Source organism: Galbibacter mesophilus (assembly GCF_023721415.1).
Taxonomy (GTDB): Bacteria; Bacteroidota; Bacteroidia; order Flavobacteriales; family Flavobacteriaceae; genus Galbibacter; species Galbibacter mesophilus.
This window is the reverse complement of sequence record NZ_JAMQVC010000002.1, coordinates 504,394-527,971: the sequence shown is the minus strand read 5'-3', so window position 1 is coordinate 527,971 and position 23,578 is coordinate 504,394. Positions and strand designations below refer to the sequence as shown.

The window sequence follows — 23,578 nt, the reverse complement described above, 5'->3', positions numbered from 1 at the left end:
ATAATTATCCTAAAGGAATAAATTGTATTTCAAAAAGGCTTTTTATAATTACCTTTACTGAAAGTTTTTTAGAAAACATATTTTTCCTTCTGAAAAACAATCAAAAAATTATGGGAATATTTGGGGAGAATCTATAGGAAAACCATAATTTGCACAACCCTTAAAAGACTTTTCAATTAATTGAATACCATGAGTGACGTAATTTTAGAGCTTAAAGATGTTGCTATTTACCAGCGTGAAAATTTAGTACTAAGCGAGATTAACCTCGATATTTCCAAAGGGGAATTTGTTTATTTAATCGGTAAAACTGGAAGTGGAAAAAGTAGTTTTATGAAAACACTTTATGGTGATCTTCCTTTAACGCAAGGCTCTGGAACTATAGTTGATTATGATTTAAAAACGCTCAAAGAAAAAGATATTCCATACTTGAGACGTAAATTAGGGATTGTTTTTCAAGACTTCAAATTATTGCCAGACAGAACTATAAACGACAATTTATTGTTTGTACTGAAAGCTACGGGTTGGAAAGACAAAGATAAAATTACCGCCAAAATTGACGAAGTTCTTAAAAAAGTAGGCATGGCAACCAAAGGTTTTAAATTCCCGCATCAGCTTTCTGGCGGAGAACAACAGCGTGTTGCAATTGCAAGGGCTCTTTTAAACGACCCCGAACTCATTCTAGCCGATGAGCCTACAGGAAATCTCGATCCACAAACCAGTGTGGAAGTGATGAAAGTGCTTCAGGAAATAAATAAAAATGGGCGAACCATTTTAATGGCCACCCATGATTATGCGCTTTTGTTGAAATTTCCTTCCAAGACCTTGAAGTGCGATGGTAGTAAGGTTTTTGAAGTCGTTCAAAAAAATGTGTAATTATTAATTTTAGCGTATTTCCTCGGAATAATCTATTTACATCCTTCTGACCAACCGTTTTTAAAACGTTCCCTGAAATGGTTTCGGTTCCATTTCCCCTCCTCGGTTAAATCGGCTCCTGTCCAATTTCCATGTGGATCTGCACCTTTATAAAACGAAGAACTCATTTCATCTTTGGTGCTTAAAGACCATTTACTGTAGCTTATTTGATGTTTGTTAAGCCATTGCATCCATTTTTCAAATGATTCTACATCTACCGGATTCGCATTCTCTGCCCTTGGTTTTCCAAAATTTGTCCCTACACGTCCGCATTCTGTCACCCAAATAGGCAATCCTTTTTGTATGGCATATTCCGCTTTATCACGCACATCTTCCTTATGCTGACCAGCATAAAAGTGTAATGTGTAAGCAATATTGGAAACTTCATTACCGTTTGCATCCACATTGATGGGATCATCGGCTGCTTGATCGGTCAGTTGATCCCAAAATGGTGTGGGCACTATAATAATATTGTCCGGATCATTCTCTCGAATGGTAGCAATAAGTTCTTGGGAATACGCTTTTAGTTCAGGCCAAGTTTCGTCAACATCGGTAAATGACCTTCCGGTAGGTTCATTAAATATTTCATAAATCACATTCGGGTATTTCCCGTAATCCTTGGAAATTTCAGCAAAAAAACTTTTCGCCAATTCAGGGTGGGCATCATGTGCATGCCAATCCACAATAATATAAATATCATTGGCAATAGCCGCTTCAATAGCGGTTCGCATTTGTGCCATTCCTTCTTCTGGTTTATCTATGTAGCAGCCTTTTAGTTCAATCCCTAAAGGAGCTCTTAGGTATTGTAACTTCCAATCGTCCCGAAGTTTTCTAAATGCTTTTTCGTTCCAAAATTCTTTTCCAGGCCATTGATGCCAAAAAAGGCTCATACCTGCCAATTGTATTGGTTTTCCACATTCACTTTTAAGCTGGGCACCTTCAATCTGTAAGGCTCCGTACATTTTTATCGGCGTATTTTCTTCAGCCAAAACATTTTTTGCAGTTGAAGTTTTTTTAATTGCTTTATTTTCATTTTTGCAACCAATACTTACAACAGCCAATAAAGCCGTTATAATTAAACCCTTTGTAATTTTCATTATAAACTTTCTTTTTAACTTGGTACAAAGTTTCTAATAATTCTAGGGTTCTAATGCTTTCATTTTATCGATTTGTTATCAAATATCTTCATAGCTTCTATTCTGGTTCAAAAAATATGTAGCTTTATCAGTATTAAACAAAAAAACCAATCTAGCACCAATGAAAAATACGCGTAGAAATTTTGTTAAAAATACCCTTGCTGCCGGAGTGGGTGTCTCTTTTTTAAATTCTTGCAATACGGCACCAACAGAAACCAAAAATACGTATCCAGATTATACCGATTTGGACGAAGCTTTAAAAAAGCCTGTCTTAAAAAAACAGCTTTTCAAAGATCAGGTAATAATAGAATCGTGTGAACTTTTGGAATATAACGGAAATTATATGTGCCGCGTAAGGTCTCAAGAGGGAGCTGAAGGATACTGTGTAGGTCATAATATTCGCATGCCTCACTTATATCCTATGCAAACACAACGTATCAATCCGTTTTTCGTGGGTAAAGATGCCCGCGATCTGGATAAATTGGTGGAAGATGTTCTGCTGTTTCAAAACAATTATAAATACCAAGGGTACACACTTTGGATACCGCTTGCCACGGTAGAAATGGCAATTTTGGATATGCTGGGACATATAGCTAAAAAAAGCACCGGAGAACTCATTGGCGACATACACCATACCGATATCGCCATTTATCAGGCCAATAATAATCGAGGTAAGTCTGCTGAAGAAAGTATAGAAAACATTAAAAAGCTTCAGCAGGAAACCAATGCCAAAGCCGTTAAATTTAAAATTGGTGGGAGAAGAAACATCCCTGAACATCCAGCCGGAAGAACCGAAAAGTTAATTCCGCTTATGCGAAAGAATTTCGGTGAAGACATTGCTATTTACGCCGATTGCAACGGAAGTTATGAAGCCGAAGAAGCCATAAGAATTGGAAAACTTCTAGAAAATAATGAAATCGATTTGTTTGAACAGCCTGTTCCAACGGATTATTATGAAGATTGGAAGCGAGTTGCAGAAAACCTCACCATCCCTATTGGCTCGGGTGGCGGAGAAGTGAGCATCCGTAATTTTAGATGGCTCATTGCCACCAACTCTGTTCACATGGTTCAACAAGACCTTTTCTATTTTGGTGGCATGATAAGAAGTATGAAAGTTGCTAGAATGGCAGCAGCCAAAGGTTTGGTATGCACTCCGCATATTTCCGGTACCGGACTTGGATATTTGTATATGATGCAATTCGTTTCCGTACTTCCAAATGCCGGGCCTTACCATGAGTTTAAAGGAATTTCTACGAATATCCCTTTTGAATGCAATACCTCTACGCTCGTTCCAAAGGATGGAAAAATTAAGCTTCCTACAGGTTACGGAAATGGGGTTACCATTGATCCTGATTTTATTAAAAAACACAGGATAATAACCGCTTAAATCAAACAAGCGAGGGTGGATTTTTGAAAAGAGTTTTGTAAGTTTGGCATTATTCAAATTCAAAAAGCTCAAATGAAATTACTACGCCTAATACCCATCGTAACGTTTAGCGTGTTTCTTATTCAATGTAAAAACAAAGAAGAGAAGGAATCTACTGCAGAAGTTATTGAAAAAGAAACTCCAGCACCGTTGATTACGGAAAAACCAAAAGACGTTGCAACACCTGAAGGTATGGTTTGGATTCCCGGTGGTAATTTCACACAGGGTGCAAGAGACAACGATAAGTTCGCATTGAATCAAGAAAAACCTGCACACCCAGTGCGTGTAGATGGTTTCTTTATGGATGAAACTGAAGTTACCAATGACGAATATGCAAAGTTTGTTGAAGAAACAGGATACGTAACCGTAGCGGAACGAAAAATTGAATGGGAAGAAATAAAAAAACAAGTTCCTCCTGGCACACCTAAACCACATGATTCCCTTTTACAACCTGGTTCTTTAGTCTTTAAAAAAACAAAAAACAGTGTTCCCAATTTATATGATTTTTCCCAATGGTGGGAATGGAAAATAGGCGCTGATTGGAAACATCCAAAGGGCCCAGGAAGCTCTATTGAAGGTATGGGAGATTATCCTGTAGTGCATATTGCTTACGAAGATGCCATTGCTTATTGCGAATGGGCTGGAAGAAGATTACCTACCGAAGCAGAATGGGAATGGGCAGCGCACGGAGGCTCTAAAAATTCAATGTATGCTTGGGGCGACGATGTTAATAAGCTAAATGACCAAGCCAATACGTGGGATGGGGAATTTCCTACCAGAAATGACGAAAAGGACGGATTTGAGAATAAAGCACCCGTAAAGTCTTTCCCTCCAAATTCTTATGGCCTGTATGAAATGTCTGGAAATGTATGGGAATGGACGCAAGATTGGTTTAATATAAATTACTACAAAGAACTGTTGGAACAGGGAGAAGTTACCAATCCGCAAGGAGCTACCAAGTGGTACAATCCAAATACACCACTTTCCCAAGAAAGAGTTATAAAAGGCGGTTCATTTTTATGTAGTGATTCGTATTGCGCCAGCTATAGAATCTCGGCAAGAATGGCTACTTCATTGGATTCCGGACAAGAACATTTAGGATTCCGTACTGTTGCAACTGCGGAGATGTTAAAGAAATAATTCCTTTACTCTTTAACCCTTACCTTGGGTTCGTGGGTTATTGGAAAATTACAGGAATTGGCTATAAAACAATATTCATTTGCTTTATGATGTAGTTTTATAGCCTTTTCTTTCATTTCTTCTGAAGCTACTTCCACCAAAGGTTTCAATACAACTTTCGTAAACTTTCCACTCCCCTTTTTATCTTCTTCCATGATACCTTCTGCTCTATCTCGGTAAGCAGTAATTACAACACCTTCCACTGAACACAGATGAAGATACCAAAGCATATGGCAACTTGACAAAGAGGCCAAAAAAAGATCTTCTGGGTTGTGCCGACTTGCATCCCCGCGAAAAGCAACATCTGAAGAAGCCATAATATCGGGTTTTCCTTCTACGGAAATAATATGGTCACGGGTATAGGAAGCATACCCTTTTGTGCCATCGCCAAGGTTGCCTGTCCATTTTACGTTTGTAGCATACTGATGCTTTTTGGTCATTTTCTTTTCCTATAATAGCTGAAAACAACTTAATCCTTAACGGGTATATCCTTTAAGATCTCTTGGAGAAATTTCCAAAATTTTTGAACGGAAGCCACATTCGCCCTTTCATCAGGGGAATGGGCGCCTTTGATGGTCGGACCGAAACTAATCATATCCATTTCGGGATAATTTTGTCCTAAAATACCGCATTCGAGTCCGGCGTGGCAAGCTACCACATGCGGAGTTTCTTCGAATAATTGTTGGTATTTTTCATTTAGCACTTTCAAAATAGCACTTTCCGGATTTGGCTTCCAGCCAGGATATTCACCGCTTAACGTTACTTCGCATCCACATAGCTCGAAAGTTGCACGTAAACTATTGGCCAAATCTATTTTTGAAGACTCCACGGAAGACCGTGTTAGACACAAAACTTTTATTTTCCCTTCTTTAATTTTAACCCGTGCAATATTGTTAGAGGTTTGCACTAGGCCTTCCATATCGGCACTCATCACATAAACCCCATTATGCGCTGCATATAAGGCTCTGGTTATCCCCTCTTGCACTCCTAAATGCATTACTTTCTCAGGAACGTCAATAACTTCCGCAGTAATAGACAAAGAAGGCTCATTGGTTCTATATTCTTTTTTAATAGTGGTTGCCAACTGATTAAATTCCAAAGCAAAAGCATCGTGATGGATTTCATCCACAACAATAATCGCCTCACTTTCTCTTGGAATCGCATTTCTTAGTCCGCCTCCATCTATCATCGAAATTCTTAGTCCAAAGCTCTCAAAACCATCAAAAAGCAAACGATTCATTATTTTATTGGCATTGCCATAACCGCGGTGGATATCCATACCACTATGTCCCCCTTGAAGACCTTTTACTAAAATTTTATATGCCGTTACATTTTCTGGCGTGTCTTCTTCTTCATATTTTCTGGTAGCCGTTATGTCTACACCACCGGCACATCCTATATCAATTTCGTCATCTTCTTCCGTATCTAAATTCAATAAAATATCACCCGTAAGCACACCACCTTGCAAACCTTTTGCACCGGTCATGCCCGTTTCCTCATCAATGGTAAATAAAGCTTCTATCGCTGGGTGAGGTATTGTTTTGCTCTCCAAAATTGCCATAATCGCCGCTACTCCCAACCCGTTATCGGCTCCTAAAGTGGTACCATTGGCTTTTACCCAACCGTCTTCGGTAACATACATATTGATTCCTTCATTGCTGAAATCAAATTTAGTATCGTTGTTTTTTTGATGCACCATATCAAGGTGCGATTGCAGGACAACAGTTTTTCTATTCTCCATTCCCGAAGTAGCAGGTTTTCTTATGATTACATTCCCGACTTCGTCCTTGAAAGTTTCTAAATTTAGGTTTCGCCCAAAATCCATCATAAAGGCAATTACTTGCTCTTCTTTTTTAGAAGGTCTTGGTACCGCGTTTAAATCGGCAAATTTTTCCCATATCTCATTAGGCGCTAGGGCTCTTACTTCTTTACTCATATTGATTGCTTAGATTTTTCATCTGGTTATTCTACTTTTTTATATTGGTAAGACCTGCCTGGCCGGAAGGCAGGTGCAATATCCCCATTACTAATTTTGATTGACTTGGAATTTGGTAATGGGTATTTTACAAAAATAAGAATTGAATTTATAAAAAATCGGCAAGTAGGGATAATTCTCTAATTGTATATCAGCTGATTTAAAAAAAATATCATCATATTTACCATGTAAATTATTTCTACTGGTAAAATATGTCTAACCGCCTCAAATCTATTTTAGCCTTTTCAATTATTCCACAATACATTTTGGTGAAATGGCTGGCAGGATATCCGGAATTTATAGAAAAATATTACAGTAACTTTCTTTATCAGTTTATTTCAAAAGGTTTTCGGTATACTTTCGGCTGGATTCCATTTTCCATTGGAGATCTTTTTTACACCTTGTTGGTAGTATTCATCATTCGTTTTTTAATTTTAAAAGGAAAGTATTTCTTTTACAGCACACGTGTTTTCTTTAGGGAAGTATTCTTCGTAATTTCTTTTATCTATTTTGTCTTTCATTTATTCTGGGGACTTAATTATTACCGACTTCCTATTCATAAAAAATTAAATCTTTCTAGTGATTATACTTCAGAAGAACTTTATGATTTCACTGAGAAACTTATCGAAAAGAGTAACACCATCCATTCAAAATTGGTCGCAGACGATAGCATCATGGTGAAAATACCGTATTCTAAAGCTGAGATTTATAATAAAACCATGGACGGCTACAGAGTTCTGGGAAAAGAAATACCAGCATTCAGCTATCATCCAAAAAGCATAAAAACATCCCTTTACAGCACCGCTCTCACCTACATGGGATACAGCGGTTACCTGAATCCGTTTACCAATGAAGCTCAGGTAAACGGACTCCAAGTCGACTTTAAATATCCTACCGTAAGTTGCCACGAACAGGCACACCAAATAGGATATTCCGCAGAAAACGAGGCCAATTTTATAGCATTTCTTGCCGCCACCGCCAACGAAGATTTATACTTTCAATATTCAGGTTACATTTATGTGCTTCGGTATTGTTTAGGTGAAGTAAAAAGAAGGGACATTAAGAAGTTTGAGGAATACAACGAAATTGTCCACGGTGGAATTATAAAAAATTACATTGAAGTCGCCAATTTTTGGAAACGACACAAAACCAAGGCCGAACCTGCTTTTAAACAAACATATAACAACTTCTTAAAAGCAAACAACCAAAAAGAAGGATTAAAAAGCTACAGTTATGTGGTGGCGCTATTGGTAAATTATTATAAGGATAAAACGCTGTAAACAAATTTACGAGGAAGTTGGATGCTGGATGCCAGATGTGACAGTTTTAAAGAGCTTTTTGTTGATCGATGAAAAGCAGCAATATGCATTAAGATGCAAAGGTTCAGAGGTTCAAAGTGGCAAAGTTTTTCGTTTTTCGTTGCTCGATATCCGAAAAGAACTAGAAACCCTTCAAACTTCCAGCCTCCGTCTTCGGTCTCCCTCCCATTTCTTTTGCCAAATTTTAGAATACATTCTTCTATTTACATTACTTTTGAAAAAAAATCAGTTTGAAAGAGATTAGCAGCACGCAGAACCCCTTTATTAAGCAATTACTTCAGCTTAAAGAAAAATCTAGGGAACGCAAAAAATCGGGATTATTCGTTTTGGAAGGTGTTCGGGAAACCGAATTGGCCTTAAAAGGTAATTACCAATTGGAAACACTGCTCTTTTCACCGGATATTATATCGGAAACAGAAGTTTTTCAGCTATTGAAAAGCAAAGACAAGCCCGAAGTCATTAAAATATCCAAAGAAGTCTATCAAAAACTGGCCTATCGCCAGACTACGGAAGGAATTATTGCCGTTGCCAAAAGTAAAAATCATTCGTTGAAGGAATTACAATTCCATAATGAGAATCCACTTATTTTAGTAGCCGAAGCACCTGAAAAACCAGGCAACATTGGCGCCCTCCTCCGCACCGCCGACGCCGCCAATTTAGATGCTGTAATTATTGCCAACCCTAAAAGCGATCTTTACAATCCGAATATCCTTCGGTCTAGTGTTGGGTGTATTTTCACAAATAATATCGCCACGGGCAGCACTTCGGAAATTATTGATTTTTTTAAAGAAAGAAATATCCAAATTAATTGTGCCGCCTTAACAGCCTCCGTAAATTATACTTCTGTAGATTATAAAAAGTCTTCTGCCATCGTGGTGGGTACAGAGGCCACTGGTCTTTCTGAAGAATGGTTGCAGGCATCCGATCAAAACATTATTATCCCTATGGAAGGTGAAATCGATTCTATGAACGTTTCTGTTTCCGCAGCAATCATTATTTTTGAGGCGAAAAGACAGCGAAGCTTGTAATTTTCCTACAATTATCTTCCGAAAAAACTTTTAAACCAATTCGTTTTTTACTTTTGTGTAAAACACACACATTGTATGAAAGTGAATCAACATATAAAGGTTGCAGTGGATGCAGTTGTTTTTGGATATACCGGAAATGAACTCGAACTTCTTCTTATCCAACAAAAATATGGATCTGAAAAAAACAAATGGGCACTTCCAGGTGGATTTCTTAAAGATGAAGAAGATTTACAAACTGGTGTTGCTCGCGAATTGAATGAAGAAACCGGCGTTAACCCTAATTACTTAGAGCAGCTTTTCACCTTTGGAAGCATTAACCGTGATCCGAGAGGGAGAGTGATTTCTGTTTCGTATATGGCGCTTATAAATCCAAAGAATTATGTCTTGAAAGCAGCTACAGACGCAAGTGATGCCAAGTGGTTCTCTATTAAAGAACTACCTCCACTTGCTTATGATCACCCAGAAATTGTTAAAAAAGGACTGGAAAGATTGAAGAGCAAGATACACTATCAACCAATCGGTTTCGAATTGTTGAATAAAGAATTTCCTTTTTCAGATCTTGAAAAACTTTATCAAACCATACTGGATAAATCAATCGATCGGCGAAATTTCAGAAAAAAAATGTTGAGTTTTGGCGTTTTAGAAGAAACCGATAAATCTTACAAACCTTCCAGCGGACGTCCAGCAAAGCTTTTTAAATTTAATAAGCGAAAATACAACGAATTAGAAGAGAAGGGATTTCATTTCGAAATTAAGTTTGCGTAAAAAAAACACAAATTTATTTGTTGCATTAAATTTAAAACTTATATTTGTGTAAATATTACGCATTATGATACTCAACCTAGATCCAAAATTTGCACCGTACGGAACTCAGAATACCGTAGTTTATGATTCTTTTACCTTCCATGGAGGTGAACCTCACATTAAAATTAGCAGCCAGATTCCAAATGAGGAAACCGTTTTAATCACACACCGAATTGGTAGTTTTAATGATATGGGGATTTTACTAGTAGCAGTAAACGCTCTTAAAAATATGGGTGTAAGTCGAATAAAAGCCTTTATCCCCTATTTTCCTGGTGCACGCCAAGACCGACTTATGGTTAACGGCGAACCTTTGACAGTAAAAGTTTATGCTGATTTAATAAATAGTTTAAACTTATTAAGTGTGGCTGTTTTTGACCCGCATTCAGAAGTAACCCCAGCGCTTTTGAACCAATGTGCTGTTATAGATAATCACCATTTCATACAAAAGGTGATGGAAAATTTATCTCCCAATACTCTGCTGATTTCCCCTGATGGCGGAGCTTTGAAAAAAATTCATAAAGTGGCATCTTTTCTTAAGCATTATGAGGTTGTGGAATGTTCAAAATCCCGAGATGTTAAAACAGGTCAATTATCCGGTTTTAAAGTGTATGAAGAAAACCTGCATGGAAAGGATTGCCTCATAGTTGATGATATTTGTGACGGCGGCGGTACTTTTATCGGACTTGCCAATGAACTCAAAAATAAAAATGCTGGGGAATTGTATTTAGCAGTAAGTCACGGTATTTTCAGCAAGGGTTTTTCTGAACTTGAAAAACACTTTACAAAAATTTTCACAACAGACTCTTTCAAAACACTTGATGAGCAAAGCTTTTTACAACAAATACAATTAGAAACTATCCTAAAATAATAAATTATGAATCCATTATTATACACCGACGGTTATAAAATTGACCACAGAAGACAATACCCAGAAAATACAACCTTAGTTTACTCCAATTGGACTCCTAGAAAAAGTAGAATTGAGGGTATTGAAGAAGTTGTATTCTTCGGATTGCAATATTTCATCAAAAAATATATCATTGAAGATTTTCGAGATAACTTTTTTAATCAGCCCAAAGAAGTAATCTGTGGAAAATACAGTAAAAGAATCAATAATTATCTTGGAGAAAATGCAGTAGGCATTGCACATATTGAGGCACTGCACGATTTGGGCTTTATACCCATGGTGTTTAAAGCTCTTCCAGAAGGATCCTCTGTGCCCGTGCGTGTTCCTATGTTCACCATGTATAATACCCTTCCAGAATTTTTCTGGCTGACTAATTATTTTGAAACATTATTATCTACCACTATTTGGTTGCCATGTAATTCTGCAACTATCGCAAAACAATATCGCAACGTTTTAGATAGATATGCTGAAGAAACATCTTCCATTCCAGAATTTGTAGATTGGCAGGGACACGATTTTTCTATGAGAGGAATGGCTGGATTGGAAGCAGCTTTAACCAGTGCGGCCGGACATTTACTTAGTTTTACTGGCACTGACACAATTCCCGCTGTCGACTTTTTGGAAACTTATTACAATGCAAATGCAGAGAAAGAACTTGTTGGCGGTTCCGTAGCCGCTACGGAACACTCTGTGATGTGCATGGGAACGAATATGGGAGAGCAAGAAACTTTTAAAAGACTTATTACGGAAGTGTACCCTAACGGAATAGTTTCCATTGTATCAGACACTTGGGATTTATGGAAGGTTCTTACCGAATACCTACCTAATCTTAAAAATGAAGTTTTAGCGAGGGATGGTAAGGTTGTTATAAGACCCGATAGTGGTGATCCTGTGAAAATAATTTGCGGGAACCCCAACGGTAAATCAGTGGAAGAGCAAAAAGGAGTCATCGAATTGCTTTGGGACCTATTTGGCGGAAATGTGAACGATAAGGGATATATGGAGTTAGACAGTCATATCGGTGCTATTTATGGTGACAGTATTACTATAGAAAGAGCTAAAAATATTTGCGAAAACCTAAAGAAAAAAGGGTTTGCATCTACCAATGTCGTGCTCGGTATTGGCTCTTACACCTATCAATACAATACAAGAGATACCTTCGGTTTTGCCATGAAAGCCACTTATGGTGAGGTAAATGGCGAAGGCCGGGAAATCTATAAAGACCCTGTTACCGATGACGGTACCAAAAAATCTGCTAAAGGATTATTAAATATCAAACTGGAAAATGGCTCATACCAATTATATGATCAAGTTACTTGGGATGAGGAAAAGAAAGGTGAACTTAAAGAAGTTTTTAGAGACGGAAAACTTTTAGTGGATCAAAAATTGAGTGATATACGACAAAGGCTTAAAGAAACCGCTAAGCCCGTAAGTGTAGCATAGAGCTAATTGTCTTTGAAAAAATTTTTTAATTCATAATTTAATCCGACTTTTGAACAGCGTTTAGAAGTCGGATTTCTTATATAATAGCAACATGACCCCACAAACCTTGTTTTATATCATTATAGCAATTCTCGTCCTTGATTTTATCTTAGATAAAGTTCTGGATAGTTTGAACGCTAAAAATTTCGATAAACCTATTCCCAGCGAACTGGAGGATGTGTATGATGAAGCAGAATACAAAAAATCACGAGCCTACAAAAAAACCAATTATAAGTTCTCGAACATCAGTTCATTGTTTTCTTTAGCGCTAACGCTTGGATTTTTCTTTTTAGATGGCTTTGAATATGTGGATGAAATAGCACGAAACATCAGCAGTAATGAAATTGTAATTGCATTGGTTTTCTTCGGAATAATAACTTTTGCAAGCGATATTTTAACCACACCATTTTCATACTATCACACTTTTGTAATCGAGGAAAAGTTTGGTTTTAATAAAACAACCAAAAAGACTTTTTTTCTAGACAAACTTAAAGGATGGTTGATGATGACCGTATTGGGTGGCGGTATTTTATCGCTCATTATCCTTTTTTACCAGTTAGCAGGCGAAAAGTTTTGGATCTATGCTTGGGCGCTTGTAGCTGTATTTACAATCTTCATGAACATGTTTTACAGCAAGCTGATTGTACCATTGTTTAATAAACAAACACCCTTGGAAGACGGAAGTCTTAAAACCAATATCGAAAATTACGCCGCAAAGGTAGGTTTTCAATTGGAAAATATTTTTGTTATTGATGGTTCTAAACGCTCCACAAAAGCAAATGCCTATTTTTCTGGCTTCGGAATACAAAAGCGCATCACCCTTTTCGATACATTGATAAACGATTTGGAAGACGAAGAAATTGTGGCTGTTTTGGCACACGAAGTTGGGCATTACAAAAAGAAGCATATCATTTTCAACATTATTACTTCCGTATTGCTTACGGGTCTAACGTTATACATCTTATCACTTTTCATCAATATTCCAGCGCTATCACTCGCCATTGGTGTTTCCCAGCCTAGTTTTCATGCTGGTTTGATTGCTTTTGGCATTCTTTACAGTCCGATTTCCCAGATCACCGGACTCATAATGAACTATTTTTCAAGGAAATTTGAATATCAGGCAGACGATTTTGCTAAACACACCTATGCCGCTCAACCCTTGGTTAATGCTTTAAAAAAGCTTTCAAAAAATAGTTTAAGCAACCTTACGCCCCATCCTTCCTATGTTTTCGTGCATTATTCGCACCCTCCTCTATTGCAACGCTATCGAAATTTAAAGAAATCTTGATGCGCTAAAAGCTGAATTTATAATTTAGCTTACATATCGGTAAATAGCTAAACAATCCAACCAATCAGCCTTATATAAGGCACGGATTTTGTTGTCAAATTATAAAGATTAGCTTATTTTTAGTATATGAAGGTACTCGACATTGAAAAAGAAAATAAACAGATAGCAAGGCAATACAAAGAATTGCTTCGCATAAGTTATCAAACACTTTCCGATGAGGATAAAAAACTCATCCGTTTAGCGTTTGATACCGCTGTGGATGCACATAAAGACCAGCGAAGAAAAAGTGGCGAGGCCTACATTTTCCACCCTATTGCGGTTGCCAAGATTGTGGCACAACAAATTGGTTTGGACGCAACCGCTATTGCGGCAGCCCTGTTGCACGATGTAGTTGAAGATACTTCTTACACGCTAGAAGATATGGAACGTCTTTTTGGTGAAACCGTTGCCCGTATTGTGGACGGTCTTACCAAAATTTCCCAAATGACTTCGGAACAGGACATTTCCCTTCAGGCAGAGAATTTTAGGAAGATGCTTCTTACTTTAAATGATGATGTTCGGGTTATCCTAATTAAAATAGCCGATCGCTTGCACAATATGCAAACCATGGATTCCATGGCCGACCATAAGCAGGTGAAAATAGCTTCGGAAACACTTTATATCTACGCTCCCCTAGCCCACAGAATCGGCCTTTATAACATTAAAACCGAACTGGAAGATCTTGGTCTTAAATATACCGAACCTGATGTTTACAACGACATCTTAGGAAAAATGAGGGAAAGCAAGGAAGATCAAGAGGCTTATATCGAATCATTCAGCAACGTTATAAAAGAAAGTTTGGATGTTGAAGGATTAAATTATGTTATTAAGGGTCGTCCAAAATCGATTTTCTCCATCCGAAGAAAAATGAAATCGCAAAACGTTAGCTTCGATGAGGTTTACGATAAGTTTGCCATCCGTATTATTTATAAAAGTGATCGGGAAAATGAAAAATTTCTAGCTTGGAAAATATATTCCATTGTTACGGATCACTTCCGCCCCAACCCCACCCGATTACGGGATTGGATTTCATCTCCAAAAACTACGGGGTACGAAGCTTTGCACATCACCGTTATTGGTCCGAAAGGCCGCTGGGTGGAAGTTCAAATACGCAGTGAGCGAATGCACGAAATTGCAGAAAAAGGCTACGCAGCCCACTTTAAATACAAACACGGCGACCAGAAAGAACAGGGAATTGAAATGTGGCTCAACCGCTTGCAGGAAGCACTGGAAAACGCTGATGGAAACGCTGTGGATTTTGTGGAAGAATTCAAGTTAAACCTCTATTCGCAAGAAATATTTGTATTTACCCCAAAAGGAGAATTGAAATCCTTGCCCAAAGGAGCCACACCATTGGATTTTGCCTTCAGCATTCACACCGAAATTGGTTTGAAAACTCGAGGCGCCAAGGTAAACGGAAAATTAGTGCCGTTAAGTAGAGAATTAAAAAGTGGAGACCAAGTTGAAATTATTACTTCAGAAAGCTCCAAGCCCAACAATAACTGGCTCGATTACGCTACGACAGCCAGAGCACGGGCAAAAATAAAATCTTCCCTCAAAGAAGAGAAAAAGAAAATTGCAGAAGAAGGAAAAGAAATTCTCCGCAGAAAACTTAAACAACTAAAGATTACACTTAATGAAAAAATAGTGAACGATTTAGTGGTTTATTTTAAACTGAAAACGAGTTTAGACCTTTTCTATCGCGTGGGCATCAGTACTATTGATAACCAAATGTTGAAGGACTTTGCCGGTTCGAGAAACAACACCTTCATCAATTTCTTTAAAAATAAGATGCGTAAGCAAGCATCTTCCGAAGAAATTAATAAGGAAGAGATTACCACCAATTACGATCAATTGGTGTTTGGTAAGGAGGAAGAAAAATTAGATTATAAATTTTCCAATTGCTGTAGTCCGATTCCTGGCGATGAAGTCTTTGGTTTTATCACGGTGAATGAAGGTATTAAAGTTCATAGTAAAAACTGCCCGAATGCTATTACACTGCAATCTAATTATGCCTACCGTATAATTTCGGCAAAATGGATAGATTCTACCCAACAGGAGTTTACGGCAGTTATAAAACTTGACGGTATTGATAACCTCGGACTGGTAAGTAATGTTACCAAAGTAATTTCCAACAACATGCACGTAAACATGAAAAACATTAATTTTGAAACAGAAGGAGGCGTTTTTTCAGGAAAAATCACGTTGGAAGTGAAGAATAAAACGATTCTGAAAAAATTATTGGAGAACTTGAAAAAGATAAACGGAATTGATAAAGTTCGACGTTTATAAAAAATTACGAACTCAACAGACGCAATGAAGAAAGGGTTGATCGATTTAAATTCGGTCAACCCTTTTTTTATAATTTAAGATAATGAATATCCCTTTTAGCGGAGATAAGGTAAAGTTACATTTTCCTACGCTTGCGCTCAGCGGCCAATAAGGTTAGCTCCCTTGTAGTTTGCCCAGCCACAGAAGTATTTTCCTCTGCACGGCGTATTAGATAAGGCATTACATCGCGTACAGGTCCGAATGGTAAATACTTGGCAACGTGATACTTTTTATGTGCGAGATTGTAACTTATGTGATCACTCATTCCATATAACTGTCCGAACCATATACGGTTATCATCCTTAGAAATTCCTTTTTCTTCCATCAACTCCAACACCAATAAGGTACTTTCTTCATTATGAGTTCCCAAGAAGAGCTCCATAATATCTAAATTATCCATCATGTAGCGAACTCCTTTATTGAAGTTATCATCTGTAGCCTTTTTAGATTCACAGATAGGCGTTTGATACCCCATTTCTTCAGCGCGGTCGTTTTCTTTTTCCATATACGCACCGCGAACGAGCTTCATACCAATAATAAAGCCTTCTTCTTTCGCTTTTTTATGAAGTCTCTCCAAATATTCCATGCGGTCCCATCGGTACATTTGAAGCGTATTGAAAACCACTGCCTTTTCCTTATTGTACTTCATCATCATCTCATCAACAATACTATCGGCAGCTTTTTGCATCCAACTTTCCTCCGCATCAATGAGAAGGGAAACTCCGAGTTCATGCGCTTTTTTACAAACGGTATTAAAACGGTTCACAACACGCTCCCATTCCGCTTCTTCCTCACTTGTAAGCTTCGAACCGTCTCCTACTTTTACGTATAAATCGAAACGTCCCATGGCCGTGGGTTTAAATACCGCAAATGGGATAGCTTCCTTTTCATTCACAAAATCGATAAGCTTGAGAGTTCGTGCCACTACGGCATCAAACTGTTCTTCAGTTTCTTTTCCTTCCACGGAATAATCCAAAACGGAGCATACTCCTGCCGTGTAAAGGGCATCAACTGTTTTCATACAATCCAATTCGCTTACTCCTCCGCAAAAATGATCAAAAACCGTTGCTCTAATCAAACCATCTACTGGCAAATGCGCTTTTATCGCGAAATTGGTCATAGCTGTTCCAATTTTAACCAAAGGTTGGTGTGCTATCATCTTAAACAAAAAGTAGGCTCTATCAAGCTCAGCATCGCTTTTCAGTCTAAAAGCGATCTCTGTGTTATCAAAAAAGTTCTTCATTCAATATGCTCCTAAAATTTTTGCAAATATACTTTTCGAAAATATATATTTTTACAACAAATTCTCTTTATTTTGTCTTAAACCTGAGATTGCTTATTTCAACTTTGTTAAAACGCTTTTGGGTAGTGAGTTATGAGACTTATTTCATTGAAATATCCGAGAGTCAGGTGTTAAAAAACTTCAATATATCGTTAAATAAAATCGATAAGATTTGATTTTTTTAACAAAAATACTTGTCGCCAGCTTTAAGTTTTCAATAAATAGCTCGCTATCCCTTAGAAAACCTACCTTCTAACCAAATACTTTTATTAATTTTGACTTTATTATAAAAATCGAACTCAGGTTCAAATAAAAACTTCAATAAAACAGCATGCTTACATCCATTTCCAGCCACGGTTGTCAATTACATTTCAATGAAAAATCCTATCAGGAACTCAACAATCACCTTGAAATAAAAAACTATTCCAAAGTATTTATCCTAGTTGATGAAAACACTCACAAACATTGTTTGCCTAACTTTTTGGGGAAGCTAGAAAATACCTATGATATTGAGATTATTGAAATTGAAGCTGGGGAAGAGCAAAAACAAATTGAAACATGCAGTGAGGTTTGGAGTATTATTTCTGAACTAGGAGGTGATCGTAAATCACTATTGATAAATCTTGGTGGCGGTGTTGTTACGGATCTTGGCGGTTTCGTAGGAGCCACGTACATGCGCGGAATCGACTTTTTAAACATTCCCACTACCCTACTTGCTATGGTAGATGCCTCGGTTGGTGGAAAAACAGGCGTAGATTTAGGTCCGTTAAAAAACCAAGTTGGGGTTATTATCAATCCGATGATGGTATTGATTGATACCGCATATTTGGAAACTTTGCCTCCCAACGAACTTCGAAGCGGATTGGCAGAAATGCTTAAACACGGACTCATATATGATGAAGTATATTGGGAAAAGCTACAAAAATTAGATGCGCTGACCCCTGAAGATTTAGACAGCCTAATTCATCGCTCTGTAGTTATAAAAAATGAAGTGGTTACAGAAGATCCAAGAGAACATGGATTGCGAAAAATTTTAAATTACGGCCATACTCTTGGGCATGCTATAGAATCTTATTTCTTACAATCTTCAGATAAAAACAAACTTTTACATGGAGAGGCTATTGCCATTGGAATGATTATGGAAACCTTTCTTTCTGCTGAACTCTTAAACTTTCCGAAGGAAAAACTAGCAACTATTAAAACTACTTTTCTTAATTATTTTGACAAGGTGGATATTAGTCAAGCAGACATGGAGAGCATTATTCAATTGATGAAATTTGATAAGAAAAATGCCCACGGAAATGTAAATTTTGTGCTTTTGGAAGACATTGGAAGGCCCAAGCTGGATGTTACTGTTGGTAAAGAACTACTTTTCAAATCTTTAGAACACTACAAAAAATAATTTTTTTTCTTGTGTATTTAAAAAAAATAGTGACTTTTGTTACTGTATTTTAAAGAATTTAATGAGCTGTTTTTTAAACGCCGTGTTTACAGATATCAGGAAGTCGTATTTGTACGTATCTCGCAGAACGAGATCTCGGTTCTTAAATTTAACTTCCGAAGAAATTATTAAAAAAAGTGCTGTACAAACTATAGCATTCCTCCCCGCCTATCTACGTATTTGATTAAAAAATGTTATTTATAACAAAAATTTAATTTAAAATAAATATCATTTTTTTATAATTACAAAAAAGCAACTATGAAGACGAAGTACTTCGATCTTATAGATCAAACCTACTATTTCCCACAAGAGGAGTTTACACTAGAAGAAGATCAATTAAAGTTCCATGATATAGATCTTATGGATCTGGTTGAAAAATATGGGGCTCCCTTGAAATTCACGTACTTGCCAAAAATTTCCGACAATATAAAGAAGGCACAATATTGGTTTAAAAATGCTATTGAAAAGCATGATTACAAAGGAGATTATCACTATTGCTATTGCACGAAAAGCTCTCATTTTAGTCATGTTCTAAACGAGGCCTTAAAAAATGATATCCATATTGAAACCTCTTCTGCTTTTGATATCGATATTGTTAAAAGTTTAATTGCAAAAGGAAAGCTTACTAAAGACAACTACGTAATTTGCAACGGTTTTAAAAGGGATAAATACATTGAAAATATTGCAGAATTGATTAACGGTTCCCATAAAAAATGTATTCCTATAATTGATAATTACGAAGAGTTAAACCTTTTGGATGAAGCCATTCATGAACCTTTTAACGTGGGGATTAGAATTGCTTCGGAAGAAGAGCCAAAATTCGAGTTTTATACAAGTCGATTGGGAATTGGTTATAGAAATATAGTTCCGTTTTACAACAAGGAAATCAAAGACAACGAAAAAGTGAACCTAAAAATGCTTCATTTTTTCATAAATACGGGAATTAGGGACACTTCTTACTATTGGAATGAGCTTTTAAAATGTTTAAAAGTGTATATCCAATTACGTAAAATTTGTCCGACGGTAGATTCCTTAAACATAGGTGGTGGTTTTCCTATTAAAAATTCGTTGGCATTTGAATATGACTATGAATACATGATCAACGAAATCATTTTTCAGATTAAAACTGCCTGTGAGGAAGCAGATGTGCCTGTACCAAATATTTTTACTGAGTTCGGTAGTTTTACCGTTGGAGAAAGTGGTGGTGCCATTTATGAAGTGTTATACCAAAAGCAGCAGAACGACAGGGAGAAATGGAATATGATTAATTCTTCTTTCATCACTACCCTACCAGATAGTTGGGCGATAAGCAAACGCTTTATCATGTTGGCCATAAACCGTTGGAACGATGAGTACGAGAGGGTTTTGTTGGGCGGTCTTACCTGCGACAGCGACGATTATTACAATTCTGAGCAAAACATGAACGCTATTTATTTACCAAAATACAGCAGAACTAAACCGCTTTATATTGGGTTTTTCAACACTGGAGCATATCAAGAAACCATTGGTGGCTTTGGCGGACTACAACACTGTTTAATTCCTTCTCCAAAACATGTCTTAATAGATAAAGATGATGAAGGGAATATTACCACTAAACTTTTTTCTGAACAACAAACTGCAAACGACTTTTTAAAAATTTTAGGCTATGAGTAAAAAAAATTATGCCGGAATTCCTGAGAAATACGCTCGTATAGACGATGCCCGTGTAGTGCTTATTCCCGTGCCCTATGATGGTACGAGCACATGGCAAAAAGGTGCCGATAAAGGCCCAAAGGCTTTTTTGGAAGCATCTGAAAATATGGAGCTTTTCGATATTGAAACCAAAAGTGAACCTTATAAAAAAGGCGTGTACTTAGCTCCCCCTGTTACCGAAAACAGCTCTCCTGAAAAAATGGTAGAAGCGGTACATAAAATCACTAAAAATTATATAAAACAAGATAAGTTTGTTACCCTTTTTGGTGGCGAACACTCTATTTCCATAGGTTCCATACGTGCTTTCGCTGAAAGTTTTGACGATCTTACCGTTTTACAAATCGATGCACACGCCGATTTGCGAGAGGAATACGAAGGCTCTAAATGTAACCACGCTTGTGCCGTGTATGAAGCCAGTCAGAAAACAAAGCTTATCCAAGTGGGAATCCGTAGTATGGATGTTTCGGAATTGGATAACATGATAGAAGATCAAACCTACTTTGCTGAAGATATTAATCGAAGCGACGATTGGGTAGATGATTCCATTCATCAAATGACAGAAAATGTTTTCATAACAATCGATTTGGATGCGTTCGATCCGTCTATTCTTCCTTCAACAGGAACTCCAGAACCGGGCGGAATGCTTTGGTATGAAACGTTGGAATACCTGAAAAAAGTTTTCAAAAAGAAAAATGTAGTTGGCTTTGATATTGTAGAGCTTTGTCCAAATGAAAATGAAAAATCTTCTGATTTTCTAGCTGCAAAGTTGTATTATAAAATGTTAGCTTATAAATTTAAGTACGCAAACTCTAAAAACATAGACGACGATGACGAAGAATAAAGGAGCTATCTCCAACTTTATAGAAAAATATTACTTGCATTTTAATGCGGCTGCTTTGGTAGATGCTGCCAAAGGCTACGAAGACCAATTGGAAAACGGCGCTAAAATGATGGTCACCCTTGCCGGGGCGATGAGTACTGGAGAACTGGGAAAGATTTTTGCTGAAATGATTCGTCAGGACAAAGTACAGATAATCTCGTGTACTGGCGCCAATTTAGAGGAAGACATCATGAATCTAGTGGCACACTCACATTACAAAAGAGTACCAAACTATCGTGACCTTACGCCTAAAGAAGAATGGGATTTACTCGAAAAAGGATTAAACAGGGTTACAGATACGTGTATTCCTGAAGAGGAAGCTTTTAGAAGACTGCAAAAACATATTTATAAGATATGGAAAGACGCTGAGGCGAATGGTAAACGCTATTTTCCACATGAATTCATGTATAAAATGTTGCTTTCAGGAGTTTTAGAAGAATACTACGAAATCGATCTTAAAGATTCTTGGATGTACGCTGCGGCCGAAAAGAATTTACCAATTGTTGTTCCTGGTTGGGAAGACAGTACTATGGGTAACATTTTTGCTTCTTATGTGATGAAAGGCGAGTTAAAAGCCTCCACCGTAAAAAGCGGTATTGAATATATGGGCTATTTAGCTGATTGGTACACAAAAAATTCTGAAAATGGAGTTGGTTTCTTCCAAATTGGTGGAGGAATTGCTGGAGATTTTCCTATTTGTGTGGTACCAATGCTGTATCAAGATATGGAAATGGAAGACACTCCTTTCTGGAGCTATTTTTGTCAGATTTCAGATTCTACAACGAGTTATGGTTCGTATTCTGGGGCCGTACCAAATGAGAAAATTACATGGGGTAAATTAGACATCGATACGCCTAAGTTTATCATAGAATCGGATGCCACCATTGTAGCGCCATTAATTTTTGCATATTTATTAGATATGTAATTGCCGAAAAAAAATATTCATATATATTTATTCCATCAAAATAGGTCATTTAATAAGTTCCATAAATTACTAGATAACCGAATATAATTATCAACTATATGAGACGTGTAATAGTAGATTACAAAAAATTAACCAATGAAATCCTTACGATGCTTGTGGAAAAGTATCCCGACGGATATGGCGATGATGACATCATTAAGTTTAAAAACGCCAACAATGAAACGGTAGAAGCTGTGGAAGTTCGTACAGAAGATACGATTTACTTAGTGAAAGTTAGTACCCGATTGGCAAATACCATGGAAAACTTCGATGAAGAGGACGATGATTTTGACAATAGCGAAGACATCAATTCCGACGAAATGGAAATTCCCGAAAATCAAGACGAAGAAGACGAAGATTAACGGAAATTCAATACAAATACAATTTACAGAATCCCATAGGCAGAAGCTTATGGGATTTTTTTTGCTCTATCATCAACAGTTTCAAACAGTTTACGTTTCAAAGAAATAGTATCCTAAATATTTTTGACAAAGTATCATTTGGGTACAAAGGAGATATGTGTTATAGTTTTTTTTACTGTTGAGGTTTGTTTTGGCCTGTCTATAAAAATATTGAAAATCAAGGAAGCAGTATGGACAAATGATAAAAATCTGTTTGAGACCGACCGTAGGAAGGGCGAGTTATTTTTATCAGTGGCGGAGGGTTCTGTAGTATTTTCTTATGTTTTTATAGCAAGCCTAGTCCCGAAGCTTCGGGATTTGGTTCGTTTTTTCATCAATGGAAAAAATGAACAAATATTATTTAGAGCATGATTGGTTTCCATGTATTCTATTTCAGCAAAATTTTTATTAAAAAAATAAAAAACTGTAACAATCTTTAGCAAACGTTATCTTTAGTATAAAGAATACCTTTTTGAGCCAACAAGAATTACATACTGATCAACTATTGGTTTTGTGCAGGCAAGGAAAACAAGCTGCCCAAATGGAGATTTACAATCGTTATTACAGAGCAATGTACAACACTGCCCTACGAATTGTAAAAGATTCTTTTGAAGCTGAAGATGTAATGCAAGAATCATTTTTAAACGCATTTACAAAGCTCGATAGCTTTAAAGCTGAAGTTACATTTGGTGCTTGGTTGAAACGTATTGTAATTAACAACAGCATTCATCATTATAGAAAACAAAACCAAAACAATATTCCGCTGGATGATGTAATGTATAGGGTTGAAGACAAAGATGAAGTTGAACCTGATTATGAGTTGACCAACATAAAGGCTCAAAAAGTGTTGCAGACCATGAATATGCTGAAGGACAATTACAGAATTGCTTTAACCCTCTACTTAATCGAGGGATACGATTATGAAGAAATAGGAGATATTATGCAAGTAAGCTATGCAAATTGTAGGACCACAATTTCGAGGGCAAAAGAAAGTTTGCGGCAAAAATTACAAGCCGAGGCTTTTGAAAAGCCTTGAACAAAAGTAAAATCCGTGCAGTTTGATAAACAAAAAAACGAATCAATGATTTATAA

20 protein-coding genes are annotated in these 23,578 nt (G+C 37.0%); 16 read left to right on the top strand and 4 right to left on the bottom strand.

Annotated features, from left to right (window positions below; genetic code table 11):
• Nucleotides 1–189: 189 nt before the first annotated feature.
• A complete protein-coding gene (locus tag NDQ75_RS09115; RefSeq protein ID WP_202027166.1) occupies nucleotides 190–873 on the top strand; it encodes a cell division ATP-binding protein FtsE in 684 nt (227 codons plus the stop codon).
• Between the two features lie 32 nt (nucleotides 874–905).
• Here NDQ75_RS09115 and NDQ75_RS09110 read toward each other — a convergent pair whose 3' ends face one another.
• A complete protein-coding gene (locus tag NDQ75_RS09110) occupies nucleotides 906–2,009 on the bottom strand; it encodes a glycoside hydrolase family 5 protein (RefSeq protein ID WP_202027165.1) in 1,104 nt (367 codons plus the stop codon).
• Nucleotides 2,010–2,169: 160 nt separating this feature from the next.
• Between NDQ75_RS09110 and NDQ75_RS09105 the strand changes: the two genes are divergently transcribed.
• Together NDQ75_RS09105 and NDQ75_RS09100 are read left to right on the top strand one after the other, a co-directional pair.
• Nucleotides 2,170–3,435, top strand: coding sequence for a mandelate racemase/muconate lactonizing enzyme family protein (locus NDQ75_RS09105; protein WP_202027164.1), 1,266 nt, complete (start codon nucleotides 2,170–2,172; stop codon nucleotides 3,433–3,435).
• A 72-nt stretch (nucleotides 3,436–3,507) separates the two neighbouring features.
• A complete protein-coding gene (locus NDQ75_RS09100; RefSeq protein ID WP_202027163.1) occupies nucleotides 3,508–4,614 on the top strand; it encodes a formylglycine-generating enzyme family protein in 1,107 nt (368 codons plus the stop codon).
• A gap of 5 nt (nucleotides 4,615–4,619) precedes the next feature.
• On the opposite strand, the gene NDQ75_RS09095 is transcribed toward NDQ75_RS09100, so the two are convergent.
• Together NDQ75_RS09095 and NDQ75_RS09090 are read right to left on the bottom strand one after the other, a co-directional pair.
• Nucleotides 4,620–5,093: an OsmC family protein gene (locus tag NDQ75_RS09095; RefSeq protein WP_202027162.1), complete on the bottom strand. Its 474-nt coding sequence runs from the start codon at nucleotides 5,091–5,093 to the stop codon at nucleotides 4,620–4,622.
• Between the two features lie 29 nt (nucleotides 5,094–5,122).
• Nucleotides 5,123–6,589 carry an aminoacyl-histidine dipeptidase gene (locus tag NDQ75_RS09090; RefSeq protein ID WP_202027161.1) on the bottom strand — a complete coding sequence of 489 codons (1,467 nt, stop codon included), beginning with the start codon at nucleotides 6,587–6,589 and terminating at the stop codon, nucleotides 5,123–5,125.
• Nucleotides 6,590–6,840: 251 nt separating this feature from the next.
• Here NDQ75_RS09090 and NDQ75_RS09085 point away from each other — a divergent pair, with 251 nt between their 5' ends.
• The 7 genes from NDQ75_RS09085 (at nucleotide 6,841) to NDQ75_RS09055 (ending at nucleotide 15,787) form a co-directional block, all read left to right on the top strand.
• Nucleotides 6,841–7,908, top strand: a complete 1,068-nt coding sequence (locus NDQ75_RS09085) for a DUF3810 domain-containing protein (protein ID WP_202027160.1) — start codon at nucleotides 6,841–6,843, stop codon at nucleotides 7,906–7,908.
• Nucleotides 7,909–8,177: 269 nt separating this feature from the next.
• Entirely contained in the window at nucleotides 8,178–8,975 is a 798-nt protein-coding gene (locus NDQ75_RS09080; RefSeq protein ID WP_202027159.1) for a TrmH family RNA methyltransferase, read from the top strand.
• 75 nt (nucleotides 8,976–9,050) lie between these two features.
• Nucleotides 9,051–9,740 (top strand): NUDIX hydrolase, encoded by a 690-nt coding sequence (locus NDQ75_RS09075; RefSeq protein WP_202027158.1) that lies wholly within the window; start codon nucleotides 9,051–9,053, stop codon nucleotides 9,738–9,740.
• Nucleotides 9,741–9,804: 64 nt separating this feature from the next.
• Entirely contained in the window at nucleotides 9,805–10,647 is an 843-nt protein-coding gene (prs, locus tag NDQ75_RS09070) for a ribose-phosphate diphosphokinase (RefSeq protein WP_202027157.1), read from the top strand.
• 6 nt (nucleotides 10,648–10,653) lie between these two features.
• Nucleotides 10,654–12,129, top strand: coding sequence for a nicotinate phosphoribosyltransferase (locus NDQ75_RS09065; protein ID WP_202027156.1), 1,476 nt, complete (start codon nucleotides 10,654–10,656; stop codon nucleotides 12,127–12,129).
• A gap of 91 nt (nucleotides 12,130–12,220) precedes the next feature.
• Nucleotides 12,221–13,456, top strand: coding sequence for a M48 family metallopeptidase (locus tag NDQ75_RS09060; protein WP_202027155.1), 1,236 nt, complete (start codon nucleotides 12,221–12,223; stop codon nucleotides 13,454–13,456).
• A 126-nt stretch (nucleotides 13,457–13,582) separates the two neighbouring features.
• On the top strand, nucleotides 13,583–15,787 hold the full coding sequence (locus NDQ75_RS09055; RefSeq protein WP_202027154.1) for a RelA/SpoT family protein: 2,205 nt from the start codon (nucleotides 13,583–13,585) through the stop codon (nucleotides 15,785–15,787).
• Nucleotides 15,788–15,902: 115 nt separating this feature from the next.
• Here the strand turns inward: NDQ75_RS09055 and NDQ75_RS09050 are convergent, their stop codons facing one another.
• On the bottom strand, nucleotides 15,903–17,069 hold the full coding sequence (locus tag NDQ75_RS09050; RefSeq protein WP_202027153.1) for a proline dehydrogenase family protein: 1,167 nt from the start codon (nucleotides 17,067–17,069) through the stop codon (nucleotides 15,903–15,905).
• A 370-nt stretch (nucleotides 17,070–17,439) separates the two neighbouring features.
• On the opposite strand from NDQ75_RS09050, the gene aroB reads away from it, so the two are divergent.
• The 6 genes from aroB to NDQ75_RS09020 all read left to right on the top strand — a co-directional run bounded on the left by aroB (nucleotide 17,440) and on the right by NDQ75_RS09020 (nucleotide 23,522).
• Nucleotides 17,440–18,510 (top strand): 3-dehydroquinate synthase, encoded by a 1,071-nt coding sequence (aroB, locus tag NDQ75_RS09045; RefSeq protein ID WP_202027152.1) that lies wholly within the window; start codon nucleotides 17,440–17,442, stop codon nucleotides 18,508–18,510.
• A gap of 297 nt (nucleotides 18,511–18,807) precedes the next feature.
• On the top strand, nucleotides 18,808–20,202 hold the full coding sequence (locus tag NDQ75_RS09040) for an arginine decarboxylase (protein ID WP_202027151.1): 1,395 nt from the start codon (nucleotides 18,808–18,810) through the stop codon (nucleotides 20,200–20,202).
• Entirely contained in the window at nucleotides 20,195–21,082 is an 888-nt protein-coding gene (gene speB / locus NDQ75_RS09035; RefSeq protein ID WP_202027150.1) for an agmatinase, read from the top strand. Before NDQ75_RS09040 ends, speB begins: the two co-directional genes overlap by 8 nt.
• Nucleotides 21,069–22,046, top strand: coding sequence for a deoxyhypusine synthase family protein (locus tag NDQ75_RS09030; protein ID WP_202027149.1), 978 nt, complete (start codon nucleotides 21,069–21,071; stop codon nucleotides 22,044–22,046). Before speB ends, NDQ75_RS09030 begins: the two co-directional genes overlap by 14 nt.
• Nucleotides 22,047–22,144: 98 nt before the next feature.
• Nucleotides 22,145–22,447 (top strand): hypothetical protein, encoded by a 303-nt coding sequence (locus tag NDQ75_RS09025; protein ID WP_202027148.1) that lies wholly within the window; start codon nucleotides 22,145–22,147, stop codon nucleotides 22,445–22,447.
• A 511-nt stretch (nucleotides 22,448–22,958) separates the two neighbouring features.
• Nucleotides 22,959–23,522: an RNA polymerase sigma factor gene (locus tag NDQ75_RS09020; protein ID WP_202027147.1), complete on the top strand. Its 564-nt coding sequence runs from the start codon at nucleotides 22,959–22,961 to the stop codon at nucleotides 23,520–23,522.
• Nucleotides 23,523–23,578 lie beyond the last annotated feature (56 nt).